We start from the raw sequence: 23,346 nt of genomic DNA on the forward strand, positions 1-23,346 counted from the left end.
CGATTACAGTCCCCTCATGGTGAATGTTGCCAACGATCCAGCCCTGCGTGACGCGGAGTTGCCATCGGTGGCGCCCGCGTCCGCCGCCCGCGAGCTCGTCGCCGGGCTGCCGCTGCACCGCCTCCTCGAGCTCCCCTCCCTCGCCTCCGCGGAGGTGCTCGGCGACACCGATGTCGTGGTCACCCGCGCGTCGTCCGACGACCGGTCGGGTATGCCGCGTGCGCACCACCTCGTGTGCGTGGACGCCGCGTCGGTCGAGCCGGCGCGCTCCGGCGAGGTCATCGCGCGGCTGGCCGAGGAGGGCGCGGCCGCCGTGGTGCTGGCAGGTGGCGCACCGGTCACGGCGACGCGCCGCAAGGCGTTGCGCGCGGCCGCTGGGGCCACCGGGGTGGCCGTCGTCGTCACGGACTCCGCCGCCGCCGTGGTCGTGACCGAGGCGCTGGGTGCGCTGCTCGACCAGCAGGCCGGCATCCTCGCGAGGGTCGACGAGGCACACCAGATCCTGGTCGACATCGTCCTCGCCGGGGGTGGCCTGGAGGACCTGTGCGGGAGGCTGGCCGAGTTCCTGGGCGGCGCCACCATGGTCACGTCGACGGACGGGCGCGTCCTGGCCGAGGCCGGGTCGGGGGCGGCGCTGGAGGCCGCGCACGCGCTGGACTGCTTCGACCGGACGGGCCGGCTCATCACCGAGCACGAGCGCGTGGGCATCCGGCCGGCCGGGGCGCGTGACGCCGGGCGGGCACTCGTGCGGATCGTGGCCGGACAGCTCAACCACGGGCTGCTCGTGGCGTTCGTGCCGGACCGTGACCTCACCGCCGACGACGTGCACCTGCTCGAACGCGCAGCCACGGTGGCTGCGCTCGCCATCACCAAGGAGCAGGCCGTCTCCGCGGTGGAGAGCAAGTACCGCGCGGAGTTCCTGCGCGACGCGCTGGCCGGGCGGGCCGGTGCACCGCCGGAGGCGATCCTGCACGCCGCAGCACTCGGGTGGGACATCGACCGGCGGCTGGTCGTGGTCGTGGCCGAGACCGACGAGGACGACGAGCACACGACGCGGACGAGCGAGGAGGTCACCGAGCTGCAGCAACGGTTCTCGCGCGCGTGGAACCAGGCGATGGCGGTGCGCGACCCGCGTGCGCCGGTCATGGGCTTCAGCCAGGAGGTGGTGGCCCTCTTCGCGGTCGCCGACGATGCCGACACCGACGCCGTGATGCGACAGGTGGGTGACGTCGTGCGGGTCGTGCGCGGTGACGGCGGCGGCGGACGACGCACCTTCTCCACCGGCGTCTCCCGGCCGATCGACTCGGTGGCCGACCTGCCCCGGGCCTACGACGAGGCGCTCAGCGCTGTCGGTGTCGGCCGGCAGCTGCACGGTGACTCGGCGCTGACCCATTTCGACGGACTTGGCATCTTCCGGTTGCTGGCACTGGTGCCCGACAGCACCGACCTGCGCCGGTTCGTGCAGGAGTCACTCGGTCCGCTCGCGGACGACGACGTCGCCGAGAACGCCGACCTGCGCAACACGCTGTCGATCCTCATCGACACCAACATGAACGTCGCCGAGACCGCGCGAATCCTGTTCTTCCACTACAACACCCTGCGCTACCGCATCGCCAAGCTGGAGCGGATGCTCGGGCCCTTCACGACCGACCCACAACTGCGGCTCAAGCTGGCCCTGGCGCTCAAGGTCCACCAGATGCGCGGCATCTGAGGTCGCCTCCCCACTCGTTGCCGACCACCCGGCAGATGCACGCCCCGGCCGCCAGAGACGCCGACCCACCGGCAACAGGTGCAGCGGGGCGCGGGAGCGAGCACGCGGCATACCTGCGTCTCGTGCCGCAAGGCACGTCTGTCGACACGACATGCCGGGCCCGATAGCAACAATTGCCCAATGCACCGGGGCGGGAGGCCGCTAGGTTGCGCGTATCGAGCAGGGCTGAGCCGCGCCACCCCCTGACTGCGCGGCCGTGACGAAGGAGTCCGCATGAGCTTGGGCCTGGGTTGGAAGCTGCACGGCGACGGCAACCTCGCCGGACCGGACGACGTCGTCGCTCCCGACGAGCGGCTCGGGTGGGGCAAGACCGTCGGGCTGGGCGCGCAGCACGTGGTGGCGATGTTCGGGGCGACCTTCGTCTTCCCCCTGATCATGGGTCTGAACCCGCAGCTCGCGATCATGATGAGCGGGATCGCGACGATCGTCTTCCTGCTCATCGTGTCGGGTCGCGTCCCGAGCTACCTCGGCACGTCGGCGGCGTTCGTCGGTGGTGTCGCGGCGATCCGCGCCCAGGGTGGCGACTCCAAGGAGGTCACCGGGGCGATCCTGGTCGCCGGACTGGTGCTTGCCGTCATCGGTCTGCTCGTGCACTTCCTCGGCTCCGGTCTGCTGCACAAGATCCTGCCCGCCTCGGTGACCGGTGCCGTGGTCATGCTCATCGGGTTCAACCTGGCGCCAGTGGTGGCCGGGATCTACTGGCCCCAGGACCAGTGGGTCGCCCTGGCCGTCATGATCTTCACGATCATCTTCGCCGTGGCCTTCAAGGGATTCATCGGTCGTATCGCCGTCTTCCTTGCCCTCATCTTCGGCACGGCCCTGTCGTGGTTCCTCGACAAGACGACGGGGCAGATCAACTCGGTCCTCGGCGGAGCGACCAAGGCGACAGACCACTTCCGCACCGACTTCTCGTCGCTGACCTGCTCGGCCGGGGAGAAGCTCGCCAATGGGTCGCTGTGCCCCTCCTGGATCGGCTTCCCGTCCAAGACCATGATCGCGGCGGACGGCAAGGAGGTTGTGGGCTGGCACACGCCAAGCTTCTCGATGGCCGCCATCCTGCTCGTGCTGCCCGCCGTCATTGCGCTCATCGCCGAGAACACCGGGCACGTGAAGGCGGTCGCCGAGATGACCCGGCACGATCTCGACCCCTACATGGGCAAGGCCATTGCCGCCGACGGCATCGGCACCGCCCTCGCCTCGTCCGTGGGTGGGTCGCCGACGACGACGTATGCCGAGAACATCGGCGTGATGGCCGCCACCAGGGTCTACTCCACCGCGGCCTATTACGTGGCTGCGCTCGTGGCGATCCTGTTCGGCCTCTCCCCCAAGTTCGGCGCGCTGGTCTCGTCGGTGCCCGGCGGTGTGCTCGGCGGGATCACCGTGGTGCTCTACGGCATGATCGGCCTGCTCGGCGCCAAGATCTGGAAGGAGAACGGCGTCGACTTCGGCAACCCGATCAACCTCGTGCCGCTCGCCGCGGGCATCATCATGGGCATCGGCAACGTGTCGCTGAAGTTCTCCGACAACTTCTCGCTCTCCGGCATCGCGCTCGGCACGATCGTCGCGATCGCCGGGTACCACCTTGCCAAGGCGGTGGCTCCGCGCGAGCTGCGCGACCGAGCGAACGCGCCCGGTGGGGCCGCCATCACCGTCGGCGGCCGGGAGACCTATGGCGACAGCGACGGCGTGGACGACCTCTACCAGGACGACCGACGGAACCGGTGAGCCGGGGCAGGATGGTTGCATGAAGCCGGCTCCCTTCGTCCACCATGCGCCGCGGTCGGTCGACGAGGCCGTCGCGGTGCTGGGCGAGGTCGGCCACGACGGCAAGGTGCTCGCCGGCGGCCAGAGCCTCGTGCCGATCCTCAACATGCGGCTCGCGTCGCCGGGTCATCTCGTCGACATCAACCAGGTGGCCGGGCTCGACACGGTGGTGGTCGACGACGCCACCGTGCGGGTGGGTGCGCTGGTGCGGCACACGGGTCTGGAGCGTCACGAGGGGGCGTATGCCGCCTTGCCGCTGCTGCGCCAGGCTCTCGCCCACGTTGCCCACCCCGTGATCCGCAACCGCGGCACCACGGTCGGGTCGATCGCGCATGCCGACGCCGCCGGTGAGATGCCGACGATCCTGGCGATGTGTGACGGCGTGGTCGAGGCTGTCGGCCCGGCCGGGCCGCGCGAGATCCCTTGGGCTGACTTCTTTCTCGGACCGTTGGAGACGTCGCTGGCCGAGGACGAGCTGGCGACCGGCGTACGGTTCCCGCGGTTCGCTCGCGGCACGGGCACCGCCTTCCTCGAGCGCGCCCGCCGGCACGGTGACTACGCCCTGGCCGGCGTCGGGGCGGCGGTGACCGTGACCGGCGGCGTGGTGAGCGGGGTGCGGCTGGGCTTCGTCTCGGTCACCGACGTCCCTTCCGTCCTCGACCTCACTGATGCGTATGCCGGTCAGGAGCCTTCCGCGGTCGACTGGGCTTCCAGCGCGGACGCCGTCGCTGACGCGGTGTCGCCGGAGGACGACATCCACGCCACCGCGGCATACCGGCGCATGCTGGCGGTCGAGCTGGCCCGCCTGGCCCTCACCGAGGCCGCCGGGAGGGCAGCATGAGCGAACCCGTTGCCGAAGAGCTGCTCGACGTGACCATCACCGTCAACGGCGTCCCGCACCACGCCCGGGTGCCGGCCCGGCGTCTGCTGTCGGACTTCCTGCGGCACGACCTCGGCCTGACCGGCACCCACGTCGGGTGCGAGCACGGCGTGTGCGGCGCCTGCACGGTGCTCGTGGACGACGAGCCGATGCGCTCGTGCCTGATGTTCGCGGTCACGGCCCAGGCGCACCGCATCACCACCGTGGAGGGGCTCGGCACGATCGACGCGATGAGACCGGTGCAGCGGGCGTTCACCGAGTGCCACGGGCTCCAGTGCGGCTTCTGCACACCCGGTTTCGTCACGACGATCACGGCCTACCTCGAGGAGAACCCCGACCCCACGGCCGAGGAGGCGCGCGAGGCGATCTCGGGCAACCTGTGCCGCTGCACGGGCTACCAGAACATCGTCAAGTCGGTGCTGCGCGCCGCCGAGCTGCGACGCAAGGAGGCGAACGACCAATGACGACAAGCATGTTCGGTGCGCCCGTCGCCCGTCGCGAAGACCCCCGCCTCGTCACGGGCAACGGTCGGTTCCTCGACGACCTGGGCCACGACGCGCTTGCGGCCGCGTTCGTCCGCAGCCCGCACGCGCATGCCCGCATCGTCGACATCGACGTCACCGACGCCCTCGACGTCGACGGACTCGTCGGCATCTGGACGCACGAGGACCTGCCCGGCCGGGTCGGCGAGCCGTTGCCGCTGCTCATCCCCCACCCCACGCTCACCCACGGCCGCACGGCATACGCACTCGCCAAGGACGAGGTCAACCACGTCGGTGAGCCGATCGTCCTCGTCATCGCCCGCGACCGCTACGTCGCCGAGGACGTTGCGCAACTGATCCGAGTCGAGTACGACTTCCTCACCCCGGTTGTGGGCATCGAAATGGCCAGGGACGCAACGGATCTCGTGCACGACGACGTCCCGGACAACGTCTCCGCACACATGTTCCAGGAGGTCGGCGACGTCGACGCCGCCATGGCTGCCGCACCGCGCACCCTCGAGCTCGACCTGTCGATCGAGCGCAGTGCGTGCATGCCGATGGAGGGCAAGGGCGTCTACGCCCGGTGGGACGACGAGAATGGCGAGCTGCGGCTCTACTCCTCCACCCAGACCTCCACCGGCGTGCGAGCGGCCGTCGCCGCCAAGCTCGACCTGCCCCTCGCCAAGGTCGAGTGCATCGCGCCCGACGTGGGTGGCGGGTTCGGGGTCAAGATCAACCACCCGTGGCCCGAGGAGGTCCTGATCCCTTGGGCCGCAAGGCTTCTCGACCAGCCGGTCAAGTGGGTCGAGGACCGTCGCGAGCACTTCACGTCCAGCGCGCACGAGCGCGGCCAGCTCCAGACCGTCAAGGTCGGCTTCGACGACGAGGGTCGCATCCTGGCGCTCGACGTGAAGCTCTGGCACGACAACGGCGCCTACACGCCCTACGGCATCATCGTCCCTATCATCACCTCGACCCAGCTGCTCGGCCCCTACAAGCCGGGCGCCTACCGCGTCGAGTTCTGGTCGCTCTACACCAACACCGTCCTCGTCACGCCCTACCGGGGTGCCGGCCGGCCGCAGGGCTGTTTCGCCATGGAGCGCACCGTCGACGCGATCGCCGACGAGCTCGGCCTCGACCGCACGGAGGTGCGCAGCCGCAACTTCATCCTCCCCAGCGAGATGCCCTACGACCACGGACTGCTCTTCCAGGACGGCCGACCGTTGCGTTACGACTCCGGCGACTTCCCCGCGAGCCTGGACAAGCTCAAGGCACTCGTGGGCTGGGACGACTTCGCGGCCTACCGGGCCGAGGCGGAGGCAGCCGGGCGCAAGGTCGGGCTCGGCATCGGTTGCTACGTCGAGGGCACCGGCGTCGGGCCCTACGAGGGCGGCCACATCCAGGTCGAGACGAGCGGCCGCGTCAACGTCTCGACCGGCCTCACCTCACAGGGGCAGGGGCACGAGACGGTGTTCGCCCAGATCGTGGCGAACGAGCTCGGGGTGCCCATCGAGGACGTCCACGTCACCACGGGTGACACGAGACGGATGCCGTATGCCGTGGGAACGTTCGCCTCGCGTGCCGCCGTGATGAGCGGCAACGCGATCGCCCTCGCCGCGCGCACCGTCCGGGCCAAGGCACTGCGGATCGCGGCCGACGCGCTCGAGGTCAGCGCCGACGACCTCGAGATCGTCGACGGCGACATCCGGGTCAAGGGCGCACCCGGCACCCACATGTCGCTCGGCACCGTGTCGGTGATGTCCAACCCGCTGCGCTACGCGTTCGACGAGGCCGCCAAGGCCGCGACGCAGTTCGCCGGCAGCAACGACCCCTCCAAGCCACCTGTGGCCGACGACGACGAACCCGGCCTGGAGGGCAAGGACTTCTACTCCCCCACGCAGGCGACCTTCGCCAACGGCATGCACGCCGCGATCGTCGAGACCGACCCGGTGACGGCCGAGATCCGCATCCTGCGCTACTGCGTGGTCCACGACTGCGGGCCGATGATCAACCCGATGATCGTCGAGGGGCAGGTCCACGGAGGCGTCGCGCAGGGCGTGGGAGGGGCCCTCTACGAGCGGATGGTCTACGACGAGTCGGGCCAGCTGCTCAACGCGTCGTTCATGGACTTCCTGATGCCCTACGCCTCCGAGGTGCCGGTGATCGAGACCGACCACCTCGAGACGCCATCGCCGCTGAACCCGTTGGGAATCAAAGGCGCCGGCGAGGCCGGGTGCATCCCCGTCAGTGCCGTCATCGCCTCCGCCATCGAGGACGCCGAGGGCTTCCCGATCCGCTCGATGCCCATCTCGCCGGTCGAGCTGTGGGAGCTGCGCCAGCGGCACGCGGCCGGTGACTGGCCCTCCCTCCGGCGCCCGCGGCATACCTCGTCATCACCCACCGACACCCAGGAGGACCGGTGAAGATCTCCGGCACGGCTGCCCTCAAGGCCGACCCGCAACAGGTCTACGACGCCTTCCACGACCCCGAGGTGCTGGCCCGCACGCTCCCCGGCTGCGAGACGCTGACCGACACGGGGGCGGGCACCTACGCGATGACCGTCACGGCGGGCGTCGCGGCCATCAAGGGCACGTACGACGGCACGGTCGCGCTGCTCGACCCGCAGCCGCCGAACCAGTTCCGGCTCAAGGCGCGCGGTGCCGGTGGGCCGGGCACCGTCGACGCCGATGTCCTGGTGCGGCTCGCGCCGGGCGCGGGTGGCGGCACCGACCTGTCCTACGACGCCGACGCGGTCGTGGGCGGTGTGATCGGTGGCGTCGGGCAGCGGATGCTCACCGGGGTGACCCGCAAGATGGCCGGGCAGTTCTTCGCCGCCGTCGACGACGACATCGCGGGGGTGCGCCCAGTCGCCGACAAGAAGCCGACGAAGCCCGCGGGCTCCTACATCAGCCCCGGCGTCTACGTCGAGGAGAGCCCCACGGACGTGCGGCCCATCAACTCGGTCGGCACGTCGACTGCCTCCCGTGGACCGCACGACTTCCGTCGCGGCGTGCTCACGGGCGGGGCGGTCGCCCTGGCCGGGGTTATCGTGGGATGGGCGATCGGAGGCCGATAGATGCGCGCATTCACTGCAGCCGCAGTCCAGATCGCGCCGGTGCCCGGGCCGCTGACGCCCGAGACCGTGCGCAAGAACCTCGACAAGTGCGTCGACTTCACGCGCCGCTGCGTCGACGCGACCGGGGCTGAGCTGGTTGTCCTGCCCGAGTCGGCGACGACCGGGTTCACACCCGACTGCACCGCCGAGGAGCTCTGGGACCTCGTCAGCGAGATCCCCGGGCCCGTCACCGAACCGGTGCAGCAGGTCGCGAAAGACCTTGGTGTGTATGCCGTCCTCGGCACCTACGAGCGCGGGCCGGAGCGTGGCATCGTCTACAACGCGGCGGTCCTCATCGACCGTTCCGGCGAGGTTGCGGGCGTCTACCGCAAGACGCACCCGTTCTGCACCGAGCACGTCGACGGCGGCGGGTGGGTGACCCCGGGCGACACCGTCACGGTGGTCGACACCGACCTCGGGAAGATCGGGATGATCGTCTGCTTCGACGGCGACTACCCCGAGCTGTCACGCATCCAGGCCGTCCGGGGCGCCGAGGTGATCGTGCGGCCGTCGGCGCTGCTGCGGTCGGCCGACATCTGGGAGCTGACGTCACGGGCCCGCGCCTACGACAACCACGTCTTCGTCATCGGGGCCAACGCCACTGGTGCCGACCCGGCCGGCGTCCTCTACTTCGGCAACTCCCACATCGTCACGCCGATCGGCCACATCGTCGCCAAGGCCGCGTCGCACGAGGGCTGGGTGTCGGCCGTGCTCGACCCCGCCACGGCCCTGTCGTCGCTGACGCCCGGCTCCAACATCGGCCAGGGCTTCGACCACCTGCGTGACCGCAACCTCGACCTCATCCGGGGCTACCGCGACGACCTCGAACGACCCGCGCAGACGTCGTTCCCCCACTGAGGCGACCACGCGGCATACCTCGCTCGTCGGGGACGGACGATCGCGCACCTTGGCACGGCTCGCGCAGCTGCGGGTGCGCGAGCCGTGCCGAACTGCGCGACCCTGGCACGATCACGCGGCATACCCCTCACCGATGGCGAGAGGTATGCCGCGTGGAGCGTTCGCTCAGAAGGCGGAGGTGCCGTTCGGGGTGCCGAGGCCGGTGGGGCCGTCCCAGCCGGACTTGGCGGTGCACCAGCTGGCGCAGGTGCCGTTGCTGCCGGAGGTGACGTCGAACAGGCCGGCGCTGTTGGCGTAGGGGATGGTGTTGGCGTAGCCGGCCGTGTTGCCGGACAGCGCGTAGACCGCGGCCACGATCGGGGCGGAAAGGCTGGTGCCGCCGTACTGCGCCCACGACGAGCTGGACTTGGTGGTCGGGGCATAGGTGGCGAGGCCGGTGTTCGGGTCGGCGACGGCGGACACGTCCGCGATCGCGCGGCCCGAGCAGGCGGTCATGGCGGTGGTCTGCCCGGCCGGCGCGGCGTTGAGGGTGGTGCAGCCGGATCCTGCTCCGCTCCAGGCGGACTCGGACCAGCCGCGGGCGCTGCCGTCCTTGACCAGCGAGGTGCCACCAACGGCGGTGACGTAGTGCGAGGAGGCCGGGTACGAGCCGCCCTGGTAGCCGTTGTCACCGGTCGAGGCGGTGACGGCGATGCCCGGGTGGTTGTAGTAGCTGCCGTAGCTGCTGTCGGCGAGGTCGCCACCGCCATAGCTGTTGGAGATCGCGACGACGCCGGGCTGCTTGGCCGCCGTGTTGACGGCGGTGCCGAGGTTGGTCAGGGAGGCGCTGCTCGCCTGCACGAGCACGATCTTGCAGTCGGGGCAGGTGGCCGAGACGGCGTCGAGGTCGAGGGCCTGCTCACCGGCCCAACCGACGTCGAAGCGCGGCAGCGAGGTGCCACCGGTCTGGTTGATGATGCGCAGGCAGCCGTTGGCGACGGTGCACGCCGGCAGTCCCCACTGGGAGCGGTAGACGCCGAGGTCGCGCTCGGCGTTGGGGTAGCCGTAGGCGTCGACGATCGCGACGGTCCGGCCGCCCGACGACAACCCGGCCACCTTGTAGGCGCTCTGGATGTCAGCCGGGCTCTTGCCCGAGATGGCGTTGGGGGTGATGGTGCGGCCGCTGGGGCTGACCGCGACGCCCTGGTCGTTGACCAGCTTCATCGAGCTGCACGCTGCGGTGGTCGGCGAGCTGGTGGTGGCGCACACACGGGCGGCGTGGGCCCGTCCGTGGCTCGACGCAGCCGTGGCCGTGGTCGTGGCCCCGGCCGCAAGGCCGATCGCGGCGGCCGACGCGAGGGCGGCCGAAAGGATCTGCTTACGCATTCACTGTCTCCTTGGGGGGTGAGGACGGTGGTGCCGTCGAGTGGCAACCTGTCCCGAGTTCCCTTGTCGCGCAATGGCTTGCGACACCTTCTGACGAGTGCGACGAAGAAATGACGCGTGGTTGGGGAAGAGTTGACGCGAACTCGTGACGGATGTCATGGCGGTCGGCGCGATGCCCGTGCGATGGACGGGCGTTCGCGCACCTTGACACCATTCGCGCAGCGGCGGGTGCGCGAACCGTGGCGAGCTGCGCGATCGTCGCCCTCGAACCGGTGGACCGCGACGGGTGCGAGCACCAGACTGACGCCCATGGACTGGACCCTCGAAGTCGTCGTGCTGCCCGTCTCCGAACTCGACCGCGCGGTCGCGTTCTACCGCGACCAGGTCGGCTTCAACCTCGACCACCACACCACCAACGAGCACATGGACGTCGCGCAGCTGACACCGCCCGGCTCGGGTTGCTCGATCGTCGTCGGCAACCTGCCGTCGCAGCAGGACATGGCGCCGGGGTCGATGCGTGGGCTCCAGCTCGTCGTCGCCGACGCCGCCGCGGCCCGCGAGGAGCTCGTCGGGCGCGGTGTGGAGTGCAGTGAGATCCAGGTGATCGACCCCCGTGACGGCGGCACGTTCTTCGGTTTCGCCGACCCGGACGGCAACACCTGGGCGGTGCAGGAGATCAAGGCGCGGGCCGACCAGCCGCTCATCCCGCGCGAGCACCGCGGCCGCTTCGGTGCCGAGTCCGAGGCCGGGTCGGGCGCCGAGTCCGAGAAGGGCTGACGTGGCGTCCCTCCTCCCGACCAGCGCCCCGTCCGCGCAGGACGTCGACGCCCGCGGCGTCCTGGACTTCCTCGATGCCCTCGAGCGCGACGGCCACGATCCGCACAGCATCGTCCTGTCACGGCACGGCCAAGTCATCTCACGCGGTTGGTGGGCGCCTTACTCCCCCAACCGGATTCAGCTGCTCTACTCCCTCAGCAAGTCCTTCGCCGCCACCGCGGTCGGCCTGCTCGTTGACGAGGGGCGGGTGAGCCTCGACACCCCGGTGTTCGACCTCATCCCCTCGGGCAGCCTCCCCGCAGACGTCACCATCCCCGAGCGCTACCGGCGGCTCACGCTGGGGCAGTGCCTGCAGATGGCGACCGGCCACGACACCGAGGCCTGGCTCCCGGGACCCAACCAGGCGGCATACCTGCCCTCGAGCGACGGCACCGACCCGGTGCTGACGGCCATCCTTGCCCACGAGCCAGAGCACGAACCCGGCAGCGCGTGGGCCTACAACCAGGTCGCGACCTACCTCGTCGCGGCTGCCGTGCGCGGCGTCACCGGTGGCTCGCTGCTCGACCTGCTGCGGCCACGCCTGCTGGCGCGGCTCGACCCCGACTCCCCCGACGCCGCCCGGTGGCACGTGACCGCGACCGGTCGCGAGCTCGGCTTCTCGGGTCTGCACCTCGGCACCGACGCCGTCCACGCCCTCGCGCAGACCTACCTCGACCGCGGCCGGTGGCAGGGCGAGCAGCTGCTCTCCGAGGACTGGGTGACGACGGCGACCACGCCCACCGACCTGCCCAACCGCGAGGAGGCGCCCAACCCCGACTGGACCCACGGCTACGGCTGCTCGTTCTGGGGCGCGCGGCTCGGCTACCGCGGCGACGGCGCCTACGGCCAGTTCGCGATCGTGCTGCCCGAGCAGGACATCGCCCTCGCCATCACCGAGGAGACGACGGACATGCAGGGCGTCCTCGACCTCGTGTGGGAGCACCTCGTGCCGGCCGTGGACCGGCCGGGCTCCGCGGACGACGACGCCGAGCTTGCCCGCCGACTGGAGTCGCTCGCGGTCCCCATGCCGGGCGGCAGCGCTGACGGACCCCTGCGGGCCTCGTGGACGCGCTCGCCCGACAGCACGGTGGCGGACAGGTATGCCGCCGCGGAGCTCACCGCGGACGCCCGCGGCTGGTCGCTGGCGCTCGAGGGCACCGACGACCCCATCGCGATCGGGCACGGGCAGTGGACCGAGTCGGCACTCGTGGTCGGCGACGCGATGCTCCCGGTCGTGGCGGCCGGCGGCTGGCAGGGCGAGGAGTTCGTCGCGCAGCTGCGGCTGGTCGAGCTGCCACACCGGCTGCTGCTTCGAGGGCGACCGGACGGCTCCATGACGCTCGACTGGCACGAGGTCCCGCTCTACGGCACCGATCCGATCGCCCTCGCGGTCCGGACCGCCGAAAAGGCTTAGCCAGACTTAGCCATGTGGCTAGGCTTGCCCCATGCCCACCCAGGTCAACGTCCACGAGGCGAAGTCGCAGCTGTCCAAGCTGATCGAGAAGGTGCTCGCCGGCGAGAAGGTCACCATCGCGCGCGCCGGCAAGCCGGTCGTCGACCTCGTCGTGCACGAGGACGTCGAGATCCAGTTCGGCGTTGAGGGCTGGGTCGGCGTCGAGTATGACTCCGACGTGGTCGATGGGCCCGACCCCGATATCGAGGCGATGTTCGCAGCCAAGGAACCCCGCCAGTGATCCTGCTGGACTCGAACGCGCTCCTGTGGCTTCTGACGGCGGACGCGCGGCTCGGACCCCTGTGCCGACAACGGTTGGGATCTCAGACGCCGGCCTACTTCTCCCCCATCAGTGTCGTTGAGCTCACGATCAAGGAGATGGTCGGAAAGCTCCGGCTCATGGGCTCGCTCCCGGATGGCGCTCGCCGCGCCGGGCTGCGCGAGCTACCCCTGACCTCAGAGCACGCCGGGGCGATCGCGTCCTTCCCCGAGCTCGCTCGGCACGACCCGCTCGACCGGATGCTGCTGGCCCAGGCACGCACCGAAGGCATGCGCCTGCTCACCTCGGACCGCCGATTGCTCGCTGCCGCACCTGAGCTCACCGTCGACGCCCGAGAGTGAGGTGAGGTATGCCGCGTGGCCGGCCACGCGGCATACCTCACCCTCCCTGTGGAGCACGGTTGGCAACTTGTGCCGACGCCCGGCCACGCGCGCGGTCGGTTGAATCGCACGCATGGCGCGGCGCATCAGGATCGGTATCGACACCGGCGGTACGTTCACCGACGTGGTGGCGCTCGACGAGGCCACCGGCGACCTGGTCACGACGAAGACGCCGTCGACATCGAGCAACCCGGCGGACGGGTTCATCGACGGCGTGACCAAGGTGCTCGACCTCATGGGTGCGACCGGTGCGGACATCTCGTCGGTCAGCCACGGCACCACCGTCGCGACCAACAAGCTGCTCGAGGGCAAGGTCGAGCGGCTGGGGTTCGTCACGACCGAGGGCTACGAGTTCATGCTCGAGATCGCGCGGCAGGCAGTGCCCGATGGATATGGCAACTCGTACTTCTGGGTGAAGCCGCCGCGGATCGTCCCGGCCGACCTGGTGCGGACGGTCGGTGGGCGAATCGACTTCCAGGGCAACGAGATCCGTCCCTTTGACGAGGCTTCAGCGGTGGCTGCCGCTCGGTGGTTCCGTGAGCGTGGTGTCACCACAATCGGGGTCTGCTTCCTCCATTCCTATGCAGACGACTCCCACGAGCTGGCGATGCGGGAGGTGCTGCTACGCGAGCACCCCGAGGCCGTTGTGTCGATCTCGAGCGAGGTGCTGCGGGAGTACCGCGAGTACGAGCGGTCGATGACGACGCTCGTCGACGCGGCGGTGAAGCCGAACGTGTCGCGCTACGTGCGCAACATCCACGAGCGGCTCGACGAGCTGGCACCCGGGATCCCGTTCTCCATCATGAAGTCCAACGGTGGCGTGCTGTCCGCCGACGAGGTGGTCAACCAGCCGATCACGACGGTGCTGTCGGGGCCGGCCGCGGGAGCCCTCGGGGCCGGGCTGATCGCGCGCAACGGGGGCTTTGCCAAGGTGCTGACGTGCGACGGGGGTGGGACGTCGACGGACGTGTCGGTGGTGCTCGACGGCGAGCCGACGCTGACGACGGAGGGCACGGTCGGCGCCTACCCGAGCAAGATCCCGATGATCGACGTCGTCACGGTGGGCGCGGGCGGTGGCTCCATCGCATGGATCTCGCCCGAGGGCACGCTCAAGGTCGGTCCCCAGTCGGCCGGCGCCGACCCCGGCCCGCTCTGTTACGCGAAGGGCGGCACCGAGCCGACCATCACCGACGCGCACGTCGTGCTGGGCCGGATCCCGCCGCACCTGCTCGGCGGCGAGATCCCGCTCGATGTCGATGCCGCGCGGGCCGGGATCGAGGAGCTGGCCGCCCGACTCGGGCTCGACCCGACGCGGTGCGCCACGGGCATCCTCGAGATCTCCGCCTGGAACCAGGCGAACGCCCTGCGGCAGGTGTCGGTGAAGCGCGGCCTCGACGTCCGCGACTTCATGCTGACGACGTTCGGCGGGTCGGGGTCACTGCTGGCCTGCCGGCTCGTCGACATACTCGGCTTGGCCGGGGTCGTCGTGCCGCCGAACCCCGGGAACGTCAGTGCGTTCGGGCTGCTGACGGTCGACGTGAAGAACGACTACGTCCAGACCGCAGTCGCCCGGCATTCCGCCCTCGACCTCGCCGCGGTCCAGGCGACCTTCGACGACCTCACCGCCCGTGCTGCGAAAGCTCTTGCTGCAGAAGGGTTCTCGGCCGACGAGCACCAGTTCGCGCGCAGCATCGACCTGCGCTACTTCGGCCAGGCGTTCGAGGTGCGGGTGCCGGCCCCCGACGGACCCGTCGACGCGGCATACGCGGAGGGTGTGGCCGCGGCCTTCCACGAGGCGCACCGGGCGCTCTACGGCTACGACTTCTCCGGCGACCCCACCCAGCAGGTCGAGTGGGTCAACCTGCGCGTCACCGGCATCGGCCCCATCACCCGCCCCGAGCTGCGCCCCCTCGGCGGCGCCGACACTGGCCCCGGCGCTGGCGAGTCTTCGGAAGAATCTGCACGTTCCAGCGTGGGAATTCTTCCGAAGACTCGCGGCAGCCGGCAGGTGTGCTTTGACGCCGACGATGGGTATGCCGCCACGCCCGTCTACTGGCGGCCAGACCTTCGCGCCGGGGACAGGTTTGCGGGGCCGGCGATCGTGGAGGAGTTCGGGTCGACGGTGCCGGTGCACCCGGGGTTCGAGGTGCGGGTCGACGACTTCGGCAACCTCGTGATCCGACGTGAATCCGACTCGCCTGCAACGGAACCCAGCGCCGCAGCGACCCAGGAAGGCACGCACTGATGGTCAACACGGCAGGTCTCCCCACGGCATACGAGCACGGCCACCGCCTCACCGCCGAGGGCACGCCCGTCGACCCGATCCTCGTCGAGATCGTCCAGGGCACCCTCGCCAGCGTGGAGATGGAGGTCGAGACGGCCATCGCGCGCACCAGTCGCTCCCCCATGATCCGCGACGCCCACGACTTCCGCGCGGGCATCCACGACCGGCAGCTGCGCAAGCTCACCGGGCGGTCCTACTCGGCGCTCGTGCACCCCGTGGCGCGCGACTTCCCGCTGGCGGAGATGGCCGAGGGTGACGTCTTCTTCCACAACGACGTCTACGAGTCCGAGGGCGGCATCGGGCACCTGCCTGACCTGTGCGTCACGGTGCCGGTCTTCCACGACTCGGGGAACGGGCCCGAGGTGGTGGCGTTCGTGCAGGCGTTCGGACACCACGACGACATCGGCGGCGCGGTGCCCGGGTCGATGCCGAGCAACGCGACGAGCGTGCACGAGGAAGGTCTCTCGGTGCCGCCGATCAAGCTGTGGGACAAGGGAGTTCCCAACAAGGCGGCGCTGCGCATCATGACCCGCAACAGCCGGATGCCCGACTCGCTCGCCGCCGACCTGGATGCCGAGTGCTCCGCCTGTCTCATGGGCGCGCGACGGCTGTCCGAGCTGTTCGAGCGCTACGGGCGGGCCGAGATCGAGGCGGCGTTCGACGCGATCCTCGACCGGACCACGGAGACCTACCGGCGCGAGATCCTCGCCAAGATCCCCGACGGCACCTACGTCTGGGAGGACTACGCCGAACACGACGGCGTCGACGAGCCCCAGCTGCACACCCAGCGCATCACGCTCACCAAGGTCAGCGACGCACCCGCAGACCCCGAGAACGGCCGACCCGCCGGACCGCGCATCATCATCGACTTCACCGGCACCAGCCCGCAGGCCAAGGGCCCCATCAACCACTGCGGCGACTACGTCGGCGGGAACTTCCTCAAGAAGTGGCTCGCCCCGATCCTGCGCAACCTCGCCGACACGCCCGAGCGGATGGCCGAGCTCGACGTCAACGAGGGCATCGTGCCGCTCATCGAGATGCGGTTCCCCGACAAGGGAACGCTGCTCACGCCGATCTACCCCGCACCGACCAATGCGCGCACGTTCGTCATCCTGCGGCTGCTGGGGGTACTCGCGGGCGTGGTTGCCAAGGCCGTCGACGGTCGGATGCCCGCCGACCAGGAGACGATCCGCTACACCGGCGTCTACGGCAACGACCGCGACGGCAACCCCTACCTCATGCGCGAGGTCCTCGGCGGTGGCTCCGGCGGTCGCTACTACGCCGACGGCGAGGACACCATCCACGTCGTCCCCGACTCCCGCAACCTGCCGACCGAGTTCACCGAGTCGCGCTTCCCGTTCGTGGTCGAGCGGCTGGGTCTGGCGGTGGATTCCGGTGGTGCTGGCCGTTATCGGGGCGGCCTTGGCTACGAGAAGCACATCCGGATGCTCGAGGACGCGCACTTCATGTCGATCGCCGACCGCTCGATCCTCGCCTGCTGGGGGGTCAAGGGAGGCAAGGCAGGTATGCCGTTCAGCGTCACCATCGACCCCGGCGGCCCGTCCGAGCGCGAGGTCGACGCCCTCGCCGATGCCGAGCCGGTCAAGGCCGGGCAGGTCATCCGCATCCGCACGACGGGTGGCGGTGGCTGGGGCGACCCGCTCGAGCGCCCGTACGACGAGGTCGAGCGCGACCTGCGCTGGGGCAAGGTGTCCTTCGAGGGTGCGCGGACGGCATACGGGGTCGTGGCGTCGGGCACGAAAGACAAGCCGAGCATCGATGTCGAGGCGAGCGATGAGCTGCGCGCCGAGCTGCGTGAGCAGCGCGCGGCCGCCGGTGACGTGCCGTTCTTCGACCGCGGACCCGGCTATGCGAGCCTTGCCGATGGCAGGACCGCTGCCGATGTCGACTGGCTGTGAGGGCCGCTTGCCATGACCGCTGATGCCAAAGCCACTCTGCGCAGCTACCTGGACGCCCGCCGCGAGGCGTTGATCTCCAAGGTCGAGGACCTCTCGGAGCGTGAGGCGCGGCTGCCGAGGACGCCGACCGGCACCAACCTGCTCGGCCTCATCAAGCACGTCACGCACGTCGAGGCCGTCTACCTCGGGACGACGTTCGATCGGCCCTTCCCGCAGTCCGCGGAGCTGCTCCCCGACGACGTGGTCGACCCGCAGGCCGACTGGTACGCGACCGAGAGCGAGAGCATCGCGGGCACGATCGACCTCTACCGGCGCGTCATCGGCCACGGCAACGAGACCATCGAGGCCTTGTCGCTGGACGCCGTTGGCCATGTGCCGCACTGGGGCGGTGAGCAGGTCACCCTGCACCAGATCCTGGTCCACCTCCTCACCGACCTGGCCGGGCACGGTGGGCAGGCCGACATCCTTCGTGAGTCGGTCGACGGCAGTGTCGGGTGGCGGGGTCCGTCTGACAACGTTCCGTCTGAGTACGACTGGGCGGCTTATGTCGGCAGGCTCACCGCCCTGGCGGACCGGTTCGACGGGACGCCCTCCGGTGGTGCGAGGTAAGGCTCTCCGCGGTGGCGGCCGGTCTCATCCGAGGCTCTCGGCCAGCGACACGATGATGCCTTCCGGCCCGCGGACGTAGGCCATCCGCAACGCGTTCTCGTAGGTGCCGATGCCGCCCACGAGCCCGTAACCGTTGGCAGCCAAGCGATCCAGGGTTGCCTGGAGGTCGTCGACGACAAAGCACACGTTGCGGATGCCGAGCTCGTTGGCCATGGCCGTGGGCGAGCCCGGCTCGTGGTTGGGGCGCACGAAGGTCGAGAGCTCGACGGTGGTCCCGCCGCCCGGGAGCCGCAGCATCACGATCTCGGTGCGTGCACCGGACATGCCGATGACGGTGTCGAGGAACTCGCCCTCGACCGTCATCCGGTCACCGGCTTCCAGCCCGAGGCCCGTGAAGAACTCCACTGCCGTGTCGAGGTCGGCGACGGTGATGCCGACATGGTCGAAGCGGATGTCGTTAGTCATGGGTGTCATCCTCACCCAGCTCACCGGCCTCGGGTGACTGTTTGGCCCCGCCGATGTCGCCCCATGCTTGGCAGCACCGTTGCGGCGGGCTCGGCTCGCCTCCCGCTGATGTCACCACCTCCCAGACATCGCCGCGCCCTGACAAGATGACGACGTGAGTGCACCGCTGGAGGACATCACCGTCGTTGACCTTTCCCGGGCCCTTGCCGGGCCGCATGCCGCGATGATGCTGGGCGACATGGGCGCCCGCGTCATCAAGGTCGAGTCGCCGGCCGGTGACGACACCCGCGGGTGGGGACCACCGTTCGTCGGCCCCGATGACGATCCGATCTCCACTTACTACCTCAGCGCCAACCGCAACAAGGAGTCGATCACCCTCGACCTCAAGTCCGACGACGGCCGCGACGTCCTCACCAAACTCATCCAGCGCGCCGACGTGCTCATCGAGAACTTCCGTCCCGGCGTCATGGACCGGCTCGGCTTCTCCACCGACCAGCTCCACGAGCTCAACCCGCGCCTGGTCATTCTGTCGATCAGCGGCTTCGGCCACGACGGACCGCAGGGCGGGCGAGCCGGCTACGACCAGATCGCGCAGGGCGAGGCCGGGATCATGTCGGTCACCGGCCCCGACGCCGAGACCCCTCAGCGCGTCGGAGTCCCCATCGGCGACCTGCTCGCCGGCATGTACGGCGCGTTCGGCGTCGTCACGGCACTCCACGAGCGAGAGCGCACCGGCAAGGGCCGCATCGTCCGCACCAGCCTCCTCGCGGCCATCGTCGGCGCGCACGCCTTCCAGGGCACCGCCTACACGGTTGCTGGCCACGTCGGCCACGCCCAGGGCAACCACCACCCGAGCGTCTCCCCCTACGGCCTCTTCCACTGCAAGGACGGCGACATCCAGGTCGCCGTCGGCAGCGAGTCTCTCTGGGTCAGGCTGGCCGAGGCGTTCGGCATCGACCCCACGACACCTGCCCTTGCGACCAACCGGGCGCGCATCGAGCACCCCACCGAGGTGAGGGACGCACTCAACGGCGCCTTCGCGGCATACCCGATGGACGAGCTCCTCCCCCGCCTCGCCGAGCTCGGCGTGCCCGCAGGCGAAGTGCGCACCATCGACCGCGTCTATGACTGGGACCAGACGCGGTCGCAGGGACTCGTCATCTCCGTCGACCACCCCACGCTCGGCCCGATCGAGCTGCCCGGGCCGCCAATTCGCTTTGACGACAACGGGTATGCCGGCGGGCGGGCTGAGCATGACGCCCCGCCTTCGCTGGGCCAGCACGACGAGTCTGTCCGAAAGTGGCTCGACGAGGAGGACTGACGCGGCATACTCCGGCCATGGGGGTGGACGTCCACGAAGCGGCCCCGGGGGCACGACCTGATCGCAGTGTGCGTCGGCGGCAGTTCGTGTGCGCCATCGGCCTGCTCGTCACGGTGAACCTGGCCCTGTGCGCGCTGGGGATCTGGACGGGCAACGGGCCGCTGGGTCCGCCTCGGGGCTATGGCGTCGGCACGACCCGGCCCGTCGGTTCCGAGGTCACCGATGGCAACACGAGCCTCGTCAACCACGGCTGGCTGCCGGTGCACGTCGACAGCATCAAACCCGTTGCGGCGCAAGGGGCGGCGGACGGCCTCACAACCACCGCCGTCGAACTCACGCCGACGGCCGACCCGCGCATCGGCCTCAGCGACGGTCCGGGTTACGGGTTGGTCCCGGCAGCCGAACGAACCGACGCTTCGGGACAGGTCCTGCCCTCGAATCGCGGCGACAAGCCGCCAGGGCTGGGTGTCCCGATCCTCGTGCGCGTGAAGGTCACCAAGCCGGGCAGCTGGCACTACGACGGGTACGAGGTCGTCTACCGCGCCGGGTTCGTGCGGCACCGGATGAGGGTGCCGGTCCAGTTCTGGATCTGCACCGACGTGACCATCGACAGCTGCCCGCCCCCGTCGGACTGACGCGCCCGGGAGCGACCCGACCACTTCCTCCCGTGGGTCGAGCACAGTCGGTGGGGTCAGGCCCGGCGCTGGCGTGTCTCATGTCCACGCCAGCATCGGGCTACCAGAGGCTGACCGGTCCGTAGGATTCCGCAACGACATCGCGGTCGTAGGGGCGTTGGACAATTGGGCTTTGGGCTACCAGTACCCCTCGTCAGTCGCAAGGATCGCGCTTGGAGCCCGAGTCACCTCTCGCGCCCGATCGTGGAAGGGCAACCTCAACGACCGTATTCGGCCTATCTTCATGGCATGCATTTCGCAGACGCGAGCGACGGCGCGTCACTCGCCCAAGGGTGGATCACCGTTGGACTCACGATCGTGCTGGTCGTCATCACCGCCTGGACGACGTACCTAAATTGGCGACTCACGAGGTCATCAGAGACTGCTGCGGAGAGTGCCAAACTCGCCGCAGAAGCGAGCAAGAGCGCGGCATTGGTGGCCGCCTCGACCGCGCGAGTCGACTTCGAAATCGAGCGCGACTACGTACCGCGCGACGTCGTGGTTGGTGACAGCATTGCCACCCTCAGCTATCGAGCGTCCGGGACCAAGAAGGGACAGCCCGGCTACGACCTCCACACCATCTTCGTGTTGCCGCTCGACGCGGCGGTATACGTCCACGGTGCCGTTCTCGTCCGGTACGGGCACCGGTACAAGAAGAGTTCGAGCACCGAATCGGCGACCGAGATTCCTCTGGTAGGGCCCGAAGCTCCAACCTTTGTCCACGCTGGCGAGTCAGTGGCGTTCGGCGTTCCCAGCCTGTTCGATCCGGGCAACGCAGTCGACCTAGTGCTCATGGAGGAGTCGGTAGACCTGGTCGCATGCCGCGTCACGTACTCGTTTGACGGGGTGGGCCCAGTCCGCGAGCGGATGGTGGCCAATTACGACTATGACCGAGGTATCGACATCGACTGACCGGAAGCACTCGGCGTTCTGTCAGGGCGACTTCCGAGGGCGAACGCGTCGAGTGGGACCTCATCCGTGGCAGCTACGACCAGCTCCTCGCGGGGCGGGCAGCCCAAGAACCAGCGTGACTTTGCCCCGCACCCCGCCACTCCTCGGCGGGGCTGCTGGCGCGCACTCGACCATTGGCGGATCGCCCGCGAGGAGCTATCTTGTGTCGCATGGTACCCGGCGACGACATCATCCTGACGCAGCTGCGTCGTGGTGCGCTGGAGTACTGCGTCCTGGCCCTCCTCGAGCGCGAGGCCCTCTACGGCCTCGACATCGCCCGTCGCCTCACCGCCGACGGGGTGCTCCTCGCCAGCGAGGGCACGCTCTACCCACTGCTCGCCCGACTCCGCAAAGCCGGTCTGGTCGACACCAGCTGGCAGGAGTCGACCGAGGGACCACCACGGCGCTACTACGCCCTGACCAGCGAGGGGCGCGAGTCGCTGGCCGCCTTCCGCCGCACCTGGAAACCGTTCCGCGACGCCGTCGACAGCACACTCTCAGGGGGACAGTCATGACCGCACCGACCACGCACCCGCTGGCCGCCGCCTACCTGCACGACCTCGAGCTGCTGCTCCACGGCGTCGAGCCTGGCGAGCGCGCTGAGGTCCTCGCCGGCGTCCGCGAGCACCTCGAAGGAGCAGTCGGGCCCGGCGCCTCCGACGACGAGGTGCGAGCGGCCCTCGCCGAGCTCGGCCCACCCCAGGCCATCGCCGACGAGGCGTATGCCGGCCGGTCGCCCGAACCTGCGCGCGCCCCGTCTGCTCCGCCGGCCCCGGCCAGGGGCGCCATATCGCGGCCCTGGGTTCCCATCGTCGTGGCCTGCATCCTGGGCCTCGGCCTCCTGACCCTCGTGGCCGTGGCTCTCGGCGGCCTGGGCTACTCGACCGAGACCGTCGTATCCTCGGACGGGGAGGTGAAGACACGGGTGACAGAGTTCGACTCCACCATGGTGCTGTTCGCTCTCCCGTGGCACCTGTTCACGGTGGCCCTCCCTGTGGCAGCGCTCACTGTGCCTTCACCGCTGTGGACGCGAGCCGAGCGGATCCGCATGATTGCGGTCGCGCCCCTGTCGCTGGTGCTGATCGCGGGACTGCCTGCCATCGGTTACGCCATCACGCGAACCGAGATCGGGATCAATGTGGGTGCGTGGATCAGCCTCGCGGTCATCATCATCGCGGCCGTCTGGATCTTTGGCCGCGACATCCCCGCCGGTCTGCGTCGCGCAAGCGCCCCGAGCAGCCCCCTCGTCAGTCGGCCGTCATGACCGCACCGACCACGCACCCGCTGGCTGCCGCCTACCTGCGCGACCTCGAGCTGCTGCTCCACGGCGTCGAGCCTGGCGAGCGCGCTGAGGTCCTCGCCGGCGTCCGCGAGCACCTCGAAGGTGCCGTCGGGCCCGGCGCCTCCGACGACGAGGTGCGAGCGGCCCTCGCCGAGCTCGGCCCACCCCAGGCCATCGCCGACGAGGCGTATGCCGGCCGGACGGCTGTCGGGCCCACCGCCCCACGCCCCGTCCCGCGTTGGCAGGCGCTCACCTCATGCGCTCTCAACGTCGTGGGATTCGCCCTTGGCGCGTTCTCCATCCTTGTCGCATCCGGCCCCGCCGGGATCCTGCTGCGAGGCACGGCGTGGGCTCTTCCCTGGTGTGCGACGGTCGCGCTGTCGTTCATGGCCCCGGCCTGGGACCGCCGCGACCAATGGTTGTCAGCCTTGATCTACCCCGCCTGGGTGGCAACGTCAGCCGGACTCGTTGCGTTGTTGACTGTCACGATCGATCCTTCCGTCTTCAGCGTCATCCCGATCGTTGCGCTTTGCGACTTCTTCGTCTGGCGACTGGTCAAGCTCGCTCGGGCCGCAGCCGCGTCGAGCTAGTCCGCCACACCGACGGTTCGAGGTACTCGGCTACCGGTTCCGGGTAGCGGATTACCTCGAACGAGCTGACCCAGGCGCCAGCGCCCG

At 69.8% G+C, this 23,346-nt stretch carries 22 protein-coding genes; 20 read left to right on the forward strand and 2 right to left on the reverse strand.

Translation table 11 applies throughout. From position 1 onward, the window contains the following. Nucleotides 1-16: 16 nt before the first annotated feature. From HJG52_RS10930 to HJG52_RS10960, 7 genes are all read left to right on the forward strand, one after another. A complete protein-coding gene (locus HJG52_RS10930) occupies nt 17-1,711 on the forward strand; it encodes a PucR family transcriptional regulator (RefSeq protein WP_240977788.1) in 1,695 nt (564 codons plus the stop codon). Nucleotides 1,712-1,984: 273 nt separating this feature from the next. Further along, entirely contained in the window at nt 1,985-3,496 is a 1,512-nt protein-coding gene (locus HJG52_RS10935) for a uracil-xanthine permease family protein (protein WP_171243616.1), read from the forward strand. Between the two features lie 19 nt (nt 3,497-3,515). After that, complete coding sequence (locus HJG52_RS10940; RefSeq protein ID WP_171243617.1) at nt 3,516-4,376, forward strand: FAD binding domain-containing protein; 861 nt, start codon at nt 3,516-3,518, stop codon at nt 4,374-4,376. Further along, a complete protein-coding gene (locus tag HJG52_RS10945; RefSeq protein WP_171243618.1) occupies nt 4,373-4,879 on the forward strand; it encodes a (2Fe-2S)-binding protein in 507 nt (168 codons plus the stop codon). Before HJG52_RS10940 ends, HJG52_RS10945 begins: the two co-directional genes overlap by 4 nt. Beyond that, nucleotides 4,876-7,320 carry an aerobic carbon-monoxide dehydrogenase large subunit gene (cutA, locus tag HJG52_RS10950; RefSeq protein WP_171243619.1) on the forward strand — a complete coding sequence of 815 codons (2,445 nt, stop codon included), beginning with the start codon at nt 4,876-4,878 and terminating at the stop codon, nt 7,318-7,320. Before HJG52_RS10945 ends, cutA begins: the two co-directional genes overlap by 4 nt. After that, nucleotides 7,317-7,973 (forward strand): SRPBCC domain-containing protein, encoded by a 657-nt coding sequence (locus HJG52_RS10955; protein ID WP_171243620.1) that lies wholly within the window; start codon nt 7,317-7,319, stop codon nt 7,971-7,973. The genes cutA and HJG52_RS10955 overlap by 4 nt, the downstream gene beginning before the upstream one ends. Then, a complete protein-coding gene (locus HJG52_RS10960) occupies nt 7,974-8,870 on the forward strand; it encodes a carbon-nitrogen hydrolase family protein (RefSeq protein WP_171243621.1) in 897 nt (298 codons plus the stop codon). A gap of 165 nt (nt 8,871-9,035) precedes the next feature. Here HJG52_RS10960 and HJG52_RS10965 read toward each other — a convergent pair whose 3' ends face one another. Next, on the reverse strand, nt 9,036-10,235 hold the full coding sequence (locus HJG52_RS10965) for a S53 family peptidase (RefSeq protein WP_171243622.1): 1,200 nt from the start codon (nt 10,233-10,235) through the stop codon (nt 9,036-9,038). A gap of 309 nt (nt 10,236-10,544) precedes the next feature. On the opposite strand from HJG52_RS10965, the gene HJG52_RS10970 reads away from it, so the two are divergent. The 7 genes from HJG52_RS10970 (at nt 10,545) to HJG52_RS11000 (ending at nt 17,976) form a co-directional block, all read left to right on the forward strand. Further along, a complete protein-coding gene (locus tag HJG52_RS10970) occupies nt 10,545-11,012 on the forward strand; it encodes a VOC family protein (protein WP_171243623.1) in 468 nt (155 codons plus the stop codon). Nucleotide 11,013: 1 nt separating this feature from the next. Continuing rightward, the gene (locus tag HJG52_RS10975) at nt 11,014-12,465 is read left to right on the forward strand and encodes a serine hydrolase (protein ID WP_171243624.1); all 1,452 of its coding nucleotides are present in this window, start codon (nt 11,014-11,016) and stop codon (nt 12,463-12,465) included. A gap of 31 nt (nt 12,466-12,496) precedes the next feature. After that, complete coding sequence (locus tag HJG52_RS10980; RefSeq protein ID WP_171243625.1) at nt 12,497-12,745, forward strand: type II toxin-antitoxin system Phd/YefM family antitoxin; 249 nt, start codon at nt 12,497-12,499, stop codon at nt 12,743-12,745. Further along, a complete protein-coding gene (locus HJG52_RS10985) occupies nt 12,742-13,125 on the forward strand; it encodes a PIN domain-containing protein (RefSeq protein WP_171243626.1) in 384 nt (127 codons plus the stop codon). The genes HJG52_RS10980 and HJG52_RS10985 overlap by 4 nt, the downstream gene beginning before the upstream one ends. A gap of 112 nt (nt 13,126-13,237) precedes the next feature. Further along, nucleotides 13,238-15,409, forward strand: a complete 2,172-nt coding sequence (locus HJG52_RS10990) for a hydantoinase/oxoprolinase family protein (protein WP_171243627.1) — start codon at nt 13,238-13,240, stop codon at nt 15,407-15,409. Then, nucleotides 15,409-17,367, forward strand: coding sequence for a hydantoinase B/oxoprolinase family protein (locus HJG52_RS10995; protein WP_171243628.1), 1,959 nt, complete (start codon nt 15,409-15,411; stop codon nt 17,365-17,367). Before HJG52_RS10990 ends, HJG52_RS10995 begins: the two co-directional genes overlap by 1 nt. A gap of 12 nt (nt 17,368-17,379) precedes the next feature. Further along, the gene (locus tag HJG52_RS11000) at nt 17,380-17,976 is read left to right on the forward strand and encodes a DinB family protein (protein WP_171243629.1); all 597 of its coding nucleotides are present in this window, start codon (nt 17,380-17,382) and stop codon (nt 17,974-17,976) included. 24 nt (nt 17,977-18,000) lie between these two features. Here the strand turns inward: HJG52_RS11000 and HJG52_RS11005 are convergent, their stop codons facing one another. Beyond that, nucleotides 18,001-18,441 carry a VOC family protein gene (locus tag HJG52_RS11005; RefSeq protein ID WP_171243630.1) on the reverse strand — a complete coding sequence of 147 codons (441 nt, stop codon included), beginning with the start codon at nt 18,439-18,441 and terminating at the stop codon, nt 18,001-18,003. A 154-nt stretch (nt 18,442-18,595) separates the two neighbouring features. On the opposite strand from HJG52_RS11005, the gene HJG52_RS11010 reads away from it, so the two are divergent. From HJG52_RS11010 to HJG52_RS11035, 6 genes are all read left to right on the forward strand, one after another. Continuing rightward, nucleotides 18,596-19,762 (forward strand): CoA transferase, encoded by a 1,167-nt coding sequence (locus HJG52_RS11010; protein ID WP_171243631.1) that lies wholly within the window; start codon nt 18,596-18,598, stop codon nt 19,760-19,762. Nucleotides 19,763-19,779: 17 nt separating this feature from the next. Next, nucleotides 19,780-20,397 (forward strand): hypothetical protein, encoded by a 618-nt coding sequence (locus tag HJG52_RS11015; RefSeq protein WP_171243632.1) that lies wholly within the window; start codon nt 19,780-19,782, stop codon nt 20,395-20,397. A gap of 288 nt (nt 20,398-20,685) precedes the next feature. Beyond that, complete coding sequence (locus HJG52_RS11020) at nt 20,686-21,348, forward strand: hypothetical protein (protein ID WP_171243633.1); 663 nt, start codon at nt 20,686-20,688, stop codon at nt 21,346-21,348. 209 nt (nt 21,349-21,557) lie between these two features. Next, entirely contained in the window at nt 21,558-21,902 is a 345-nt protein-coding gene (locus HJG52_RS11025) for a PadR family transcriptional regulator (protein WP_171243634.1), read from the forward strand. Next, nucleotides 21,899-22,651, forward strand: coding sequence for an HAAS signaling domain-containing protein (locus HJG52_RS11030; protein WP_171243635.1), 753 nt, complete (start codon nt 21,899-21,901; stop codon nt 22,649-22,651). Before HJG52_RS11025 ends, HJG52_RS11030 begins: the two co-directional genes overlap by 4 nt. After that, nucleotides 22,648-23,259 (forward strand): HAAS signaling domain-containing protein, encoded by a 612-nt coding sequence (locus tag HJG52_RS11035; RefSeq protein WP_171243636.1) that lies wholly within the window; start codon nt 22,648-22,650, stop codon nt 23,257-23,259. The genes HJG52_RS11030 and HJG52_RS11035 overlap by 4 nt, the downstream gene beginning before the upstream one ends. The last annotated feature ends 87 nt before the right edge of the window (nt 23,260-23,346 follow it).

This window comes from Knoellia koreensis (assembly GCF_013041615.1).
In the GTDB taxonomy this organism is placed as follows: domain Bacteria; phylum Actinomycetota; class Actinomycetes; order Actinomycetales; family Dermatophilaceae; genus Pedococcus; species Pedococcus koreensis.

Coding starts and splice junctions, on each gene's coding strand:
- HJG52_RS10980 (WP_171243625.1), top strand. CDS start 12,497: ATGCCCACCCAGGTCAACGTCCACGAGGCGAAGTCGCAGCTGTCCAAG.
- HJG52_RS10945 (WP_171243618.1), top strand. CDS start 4,373: ATGAGCGAACCCGTTGCCGAAGAGCTGCTCGACGTGACCATCACCGTC.
- HJG52_RS11030 (WP_171243635.1), top strand. CDS start 21,899: ATGACCGCACCGACCACGCACCCGCTGGCCGCCGCCTACCTGCACGAC.
- HJG52_RS11005 (WP_171243630.1), bottom strand. CDS start 18,441: ATGACTAACGACATCCGCTTCGACCATGTCGGCATCACCGTCGCCGAC.
- HJG52_RS11015 (WP_171243632.1), top strand. CDS start 19,780: ATGGGGGTGGACGTCCACGAAGCGGCCCCGGGGGCACGACCTGATCGC.
- HJG52_RS10940 (WP_171243617.1), top strand. CDS start 3,516: ATGAAGCCGGCTCCCTTCGTCCACCATGCGCCGCGGTCGGTCGACGAG.
- HJG52_RS10935 (WP_171243616.1), top strand. CDS start 1,985: ATGAGCTTGGGCCTGGGTTGGAAGCTGCACGGCGACGGCAACCTCGCC.
- HJG52_RS10930 (WP_240977788.1), top strand. CDS start 17: ATGGTGAATGTTGCCAACGATCCAGCCCTGCGTGACGCGGAGTTGCCA.
- HJG52_RS10965 (WP_171243622.1), bottom strand. CDS start 10,235: ATGCGTAAGCAGATCCTTTCGGCCGCCCTCGCGTCGGCCGCCGCGATC.
- HJG52_RS11025 (WP_171243634.1), top strand. CDS start 21,558: ATGGTACCCGGCGACGACATCATCCTGACGCAGCTGCGTCGTGGTGCG.
- HJG52_RS11035 (WP_171243636.1), top strand. CDS start 22,648: ATGACCGCACCGACCACGCACCCGCTGGCTGCCGCCTACCTGCGCGAC.
- HJG52_RS11020 (WP_171243633.1), top strand. CDS start 20,686: ATGCATTTCGCAGACGCGAGCGACGGCGCGTCACTCGCCCAAGGGTGG.
- HJG52_RS10960 (WP_171243621.1), top strand. CDS start 7,974: ATGCGCGCATTCACTGCAGCCGCAGTCCAGATCGCGCCGGTGCCCGGG.
- HJG52_RS10995 (WP_171243628.1), top strand. CDS start 15,409: ATGGTCAACACGGCAGGTCTCCCCACGGCATACGAGCACGGCCACCGC.
- HJG52_RS10990 (WP_171243627.1), top strand. CDS start 13,238: ATGGCGCGGCGCATCAGGATCGGTATCGACACCGGCGGTACGTTCACC.
- HJG52_RS10970 (WP_171243623.1), top strand. CDS start 10,545: ATGGACTGGACCCTCGAAGTCGTCGTGCTGCCCGTCTCCGAACTCGAC.
- HJG52_RS11000 (WP_171243629.1), top strand. CDS start 17,380: ATGACCGCTGATGCCAAAGCCACTCTGCGCAGCTACCTGGACGCCCGC.
- cutA (WP_171243619.1), top strand. CDS start 4,876: ATGACGACAAGCATGTTCGGTGCGCCCGTCGCCCGTCGCGAAGACCCC.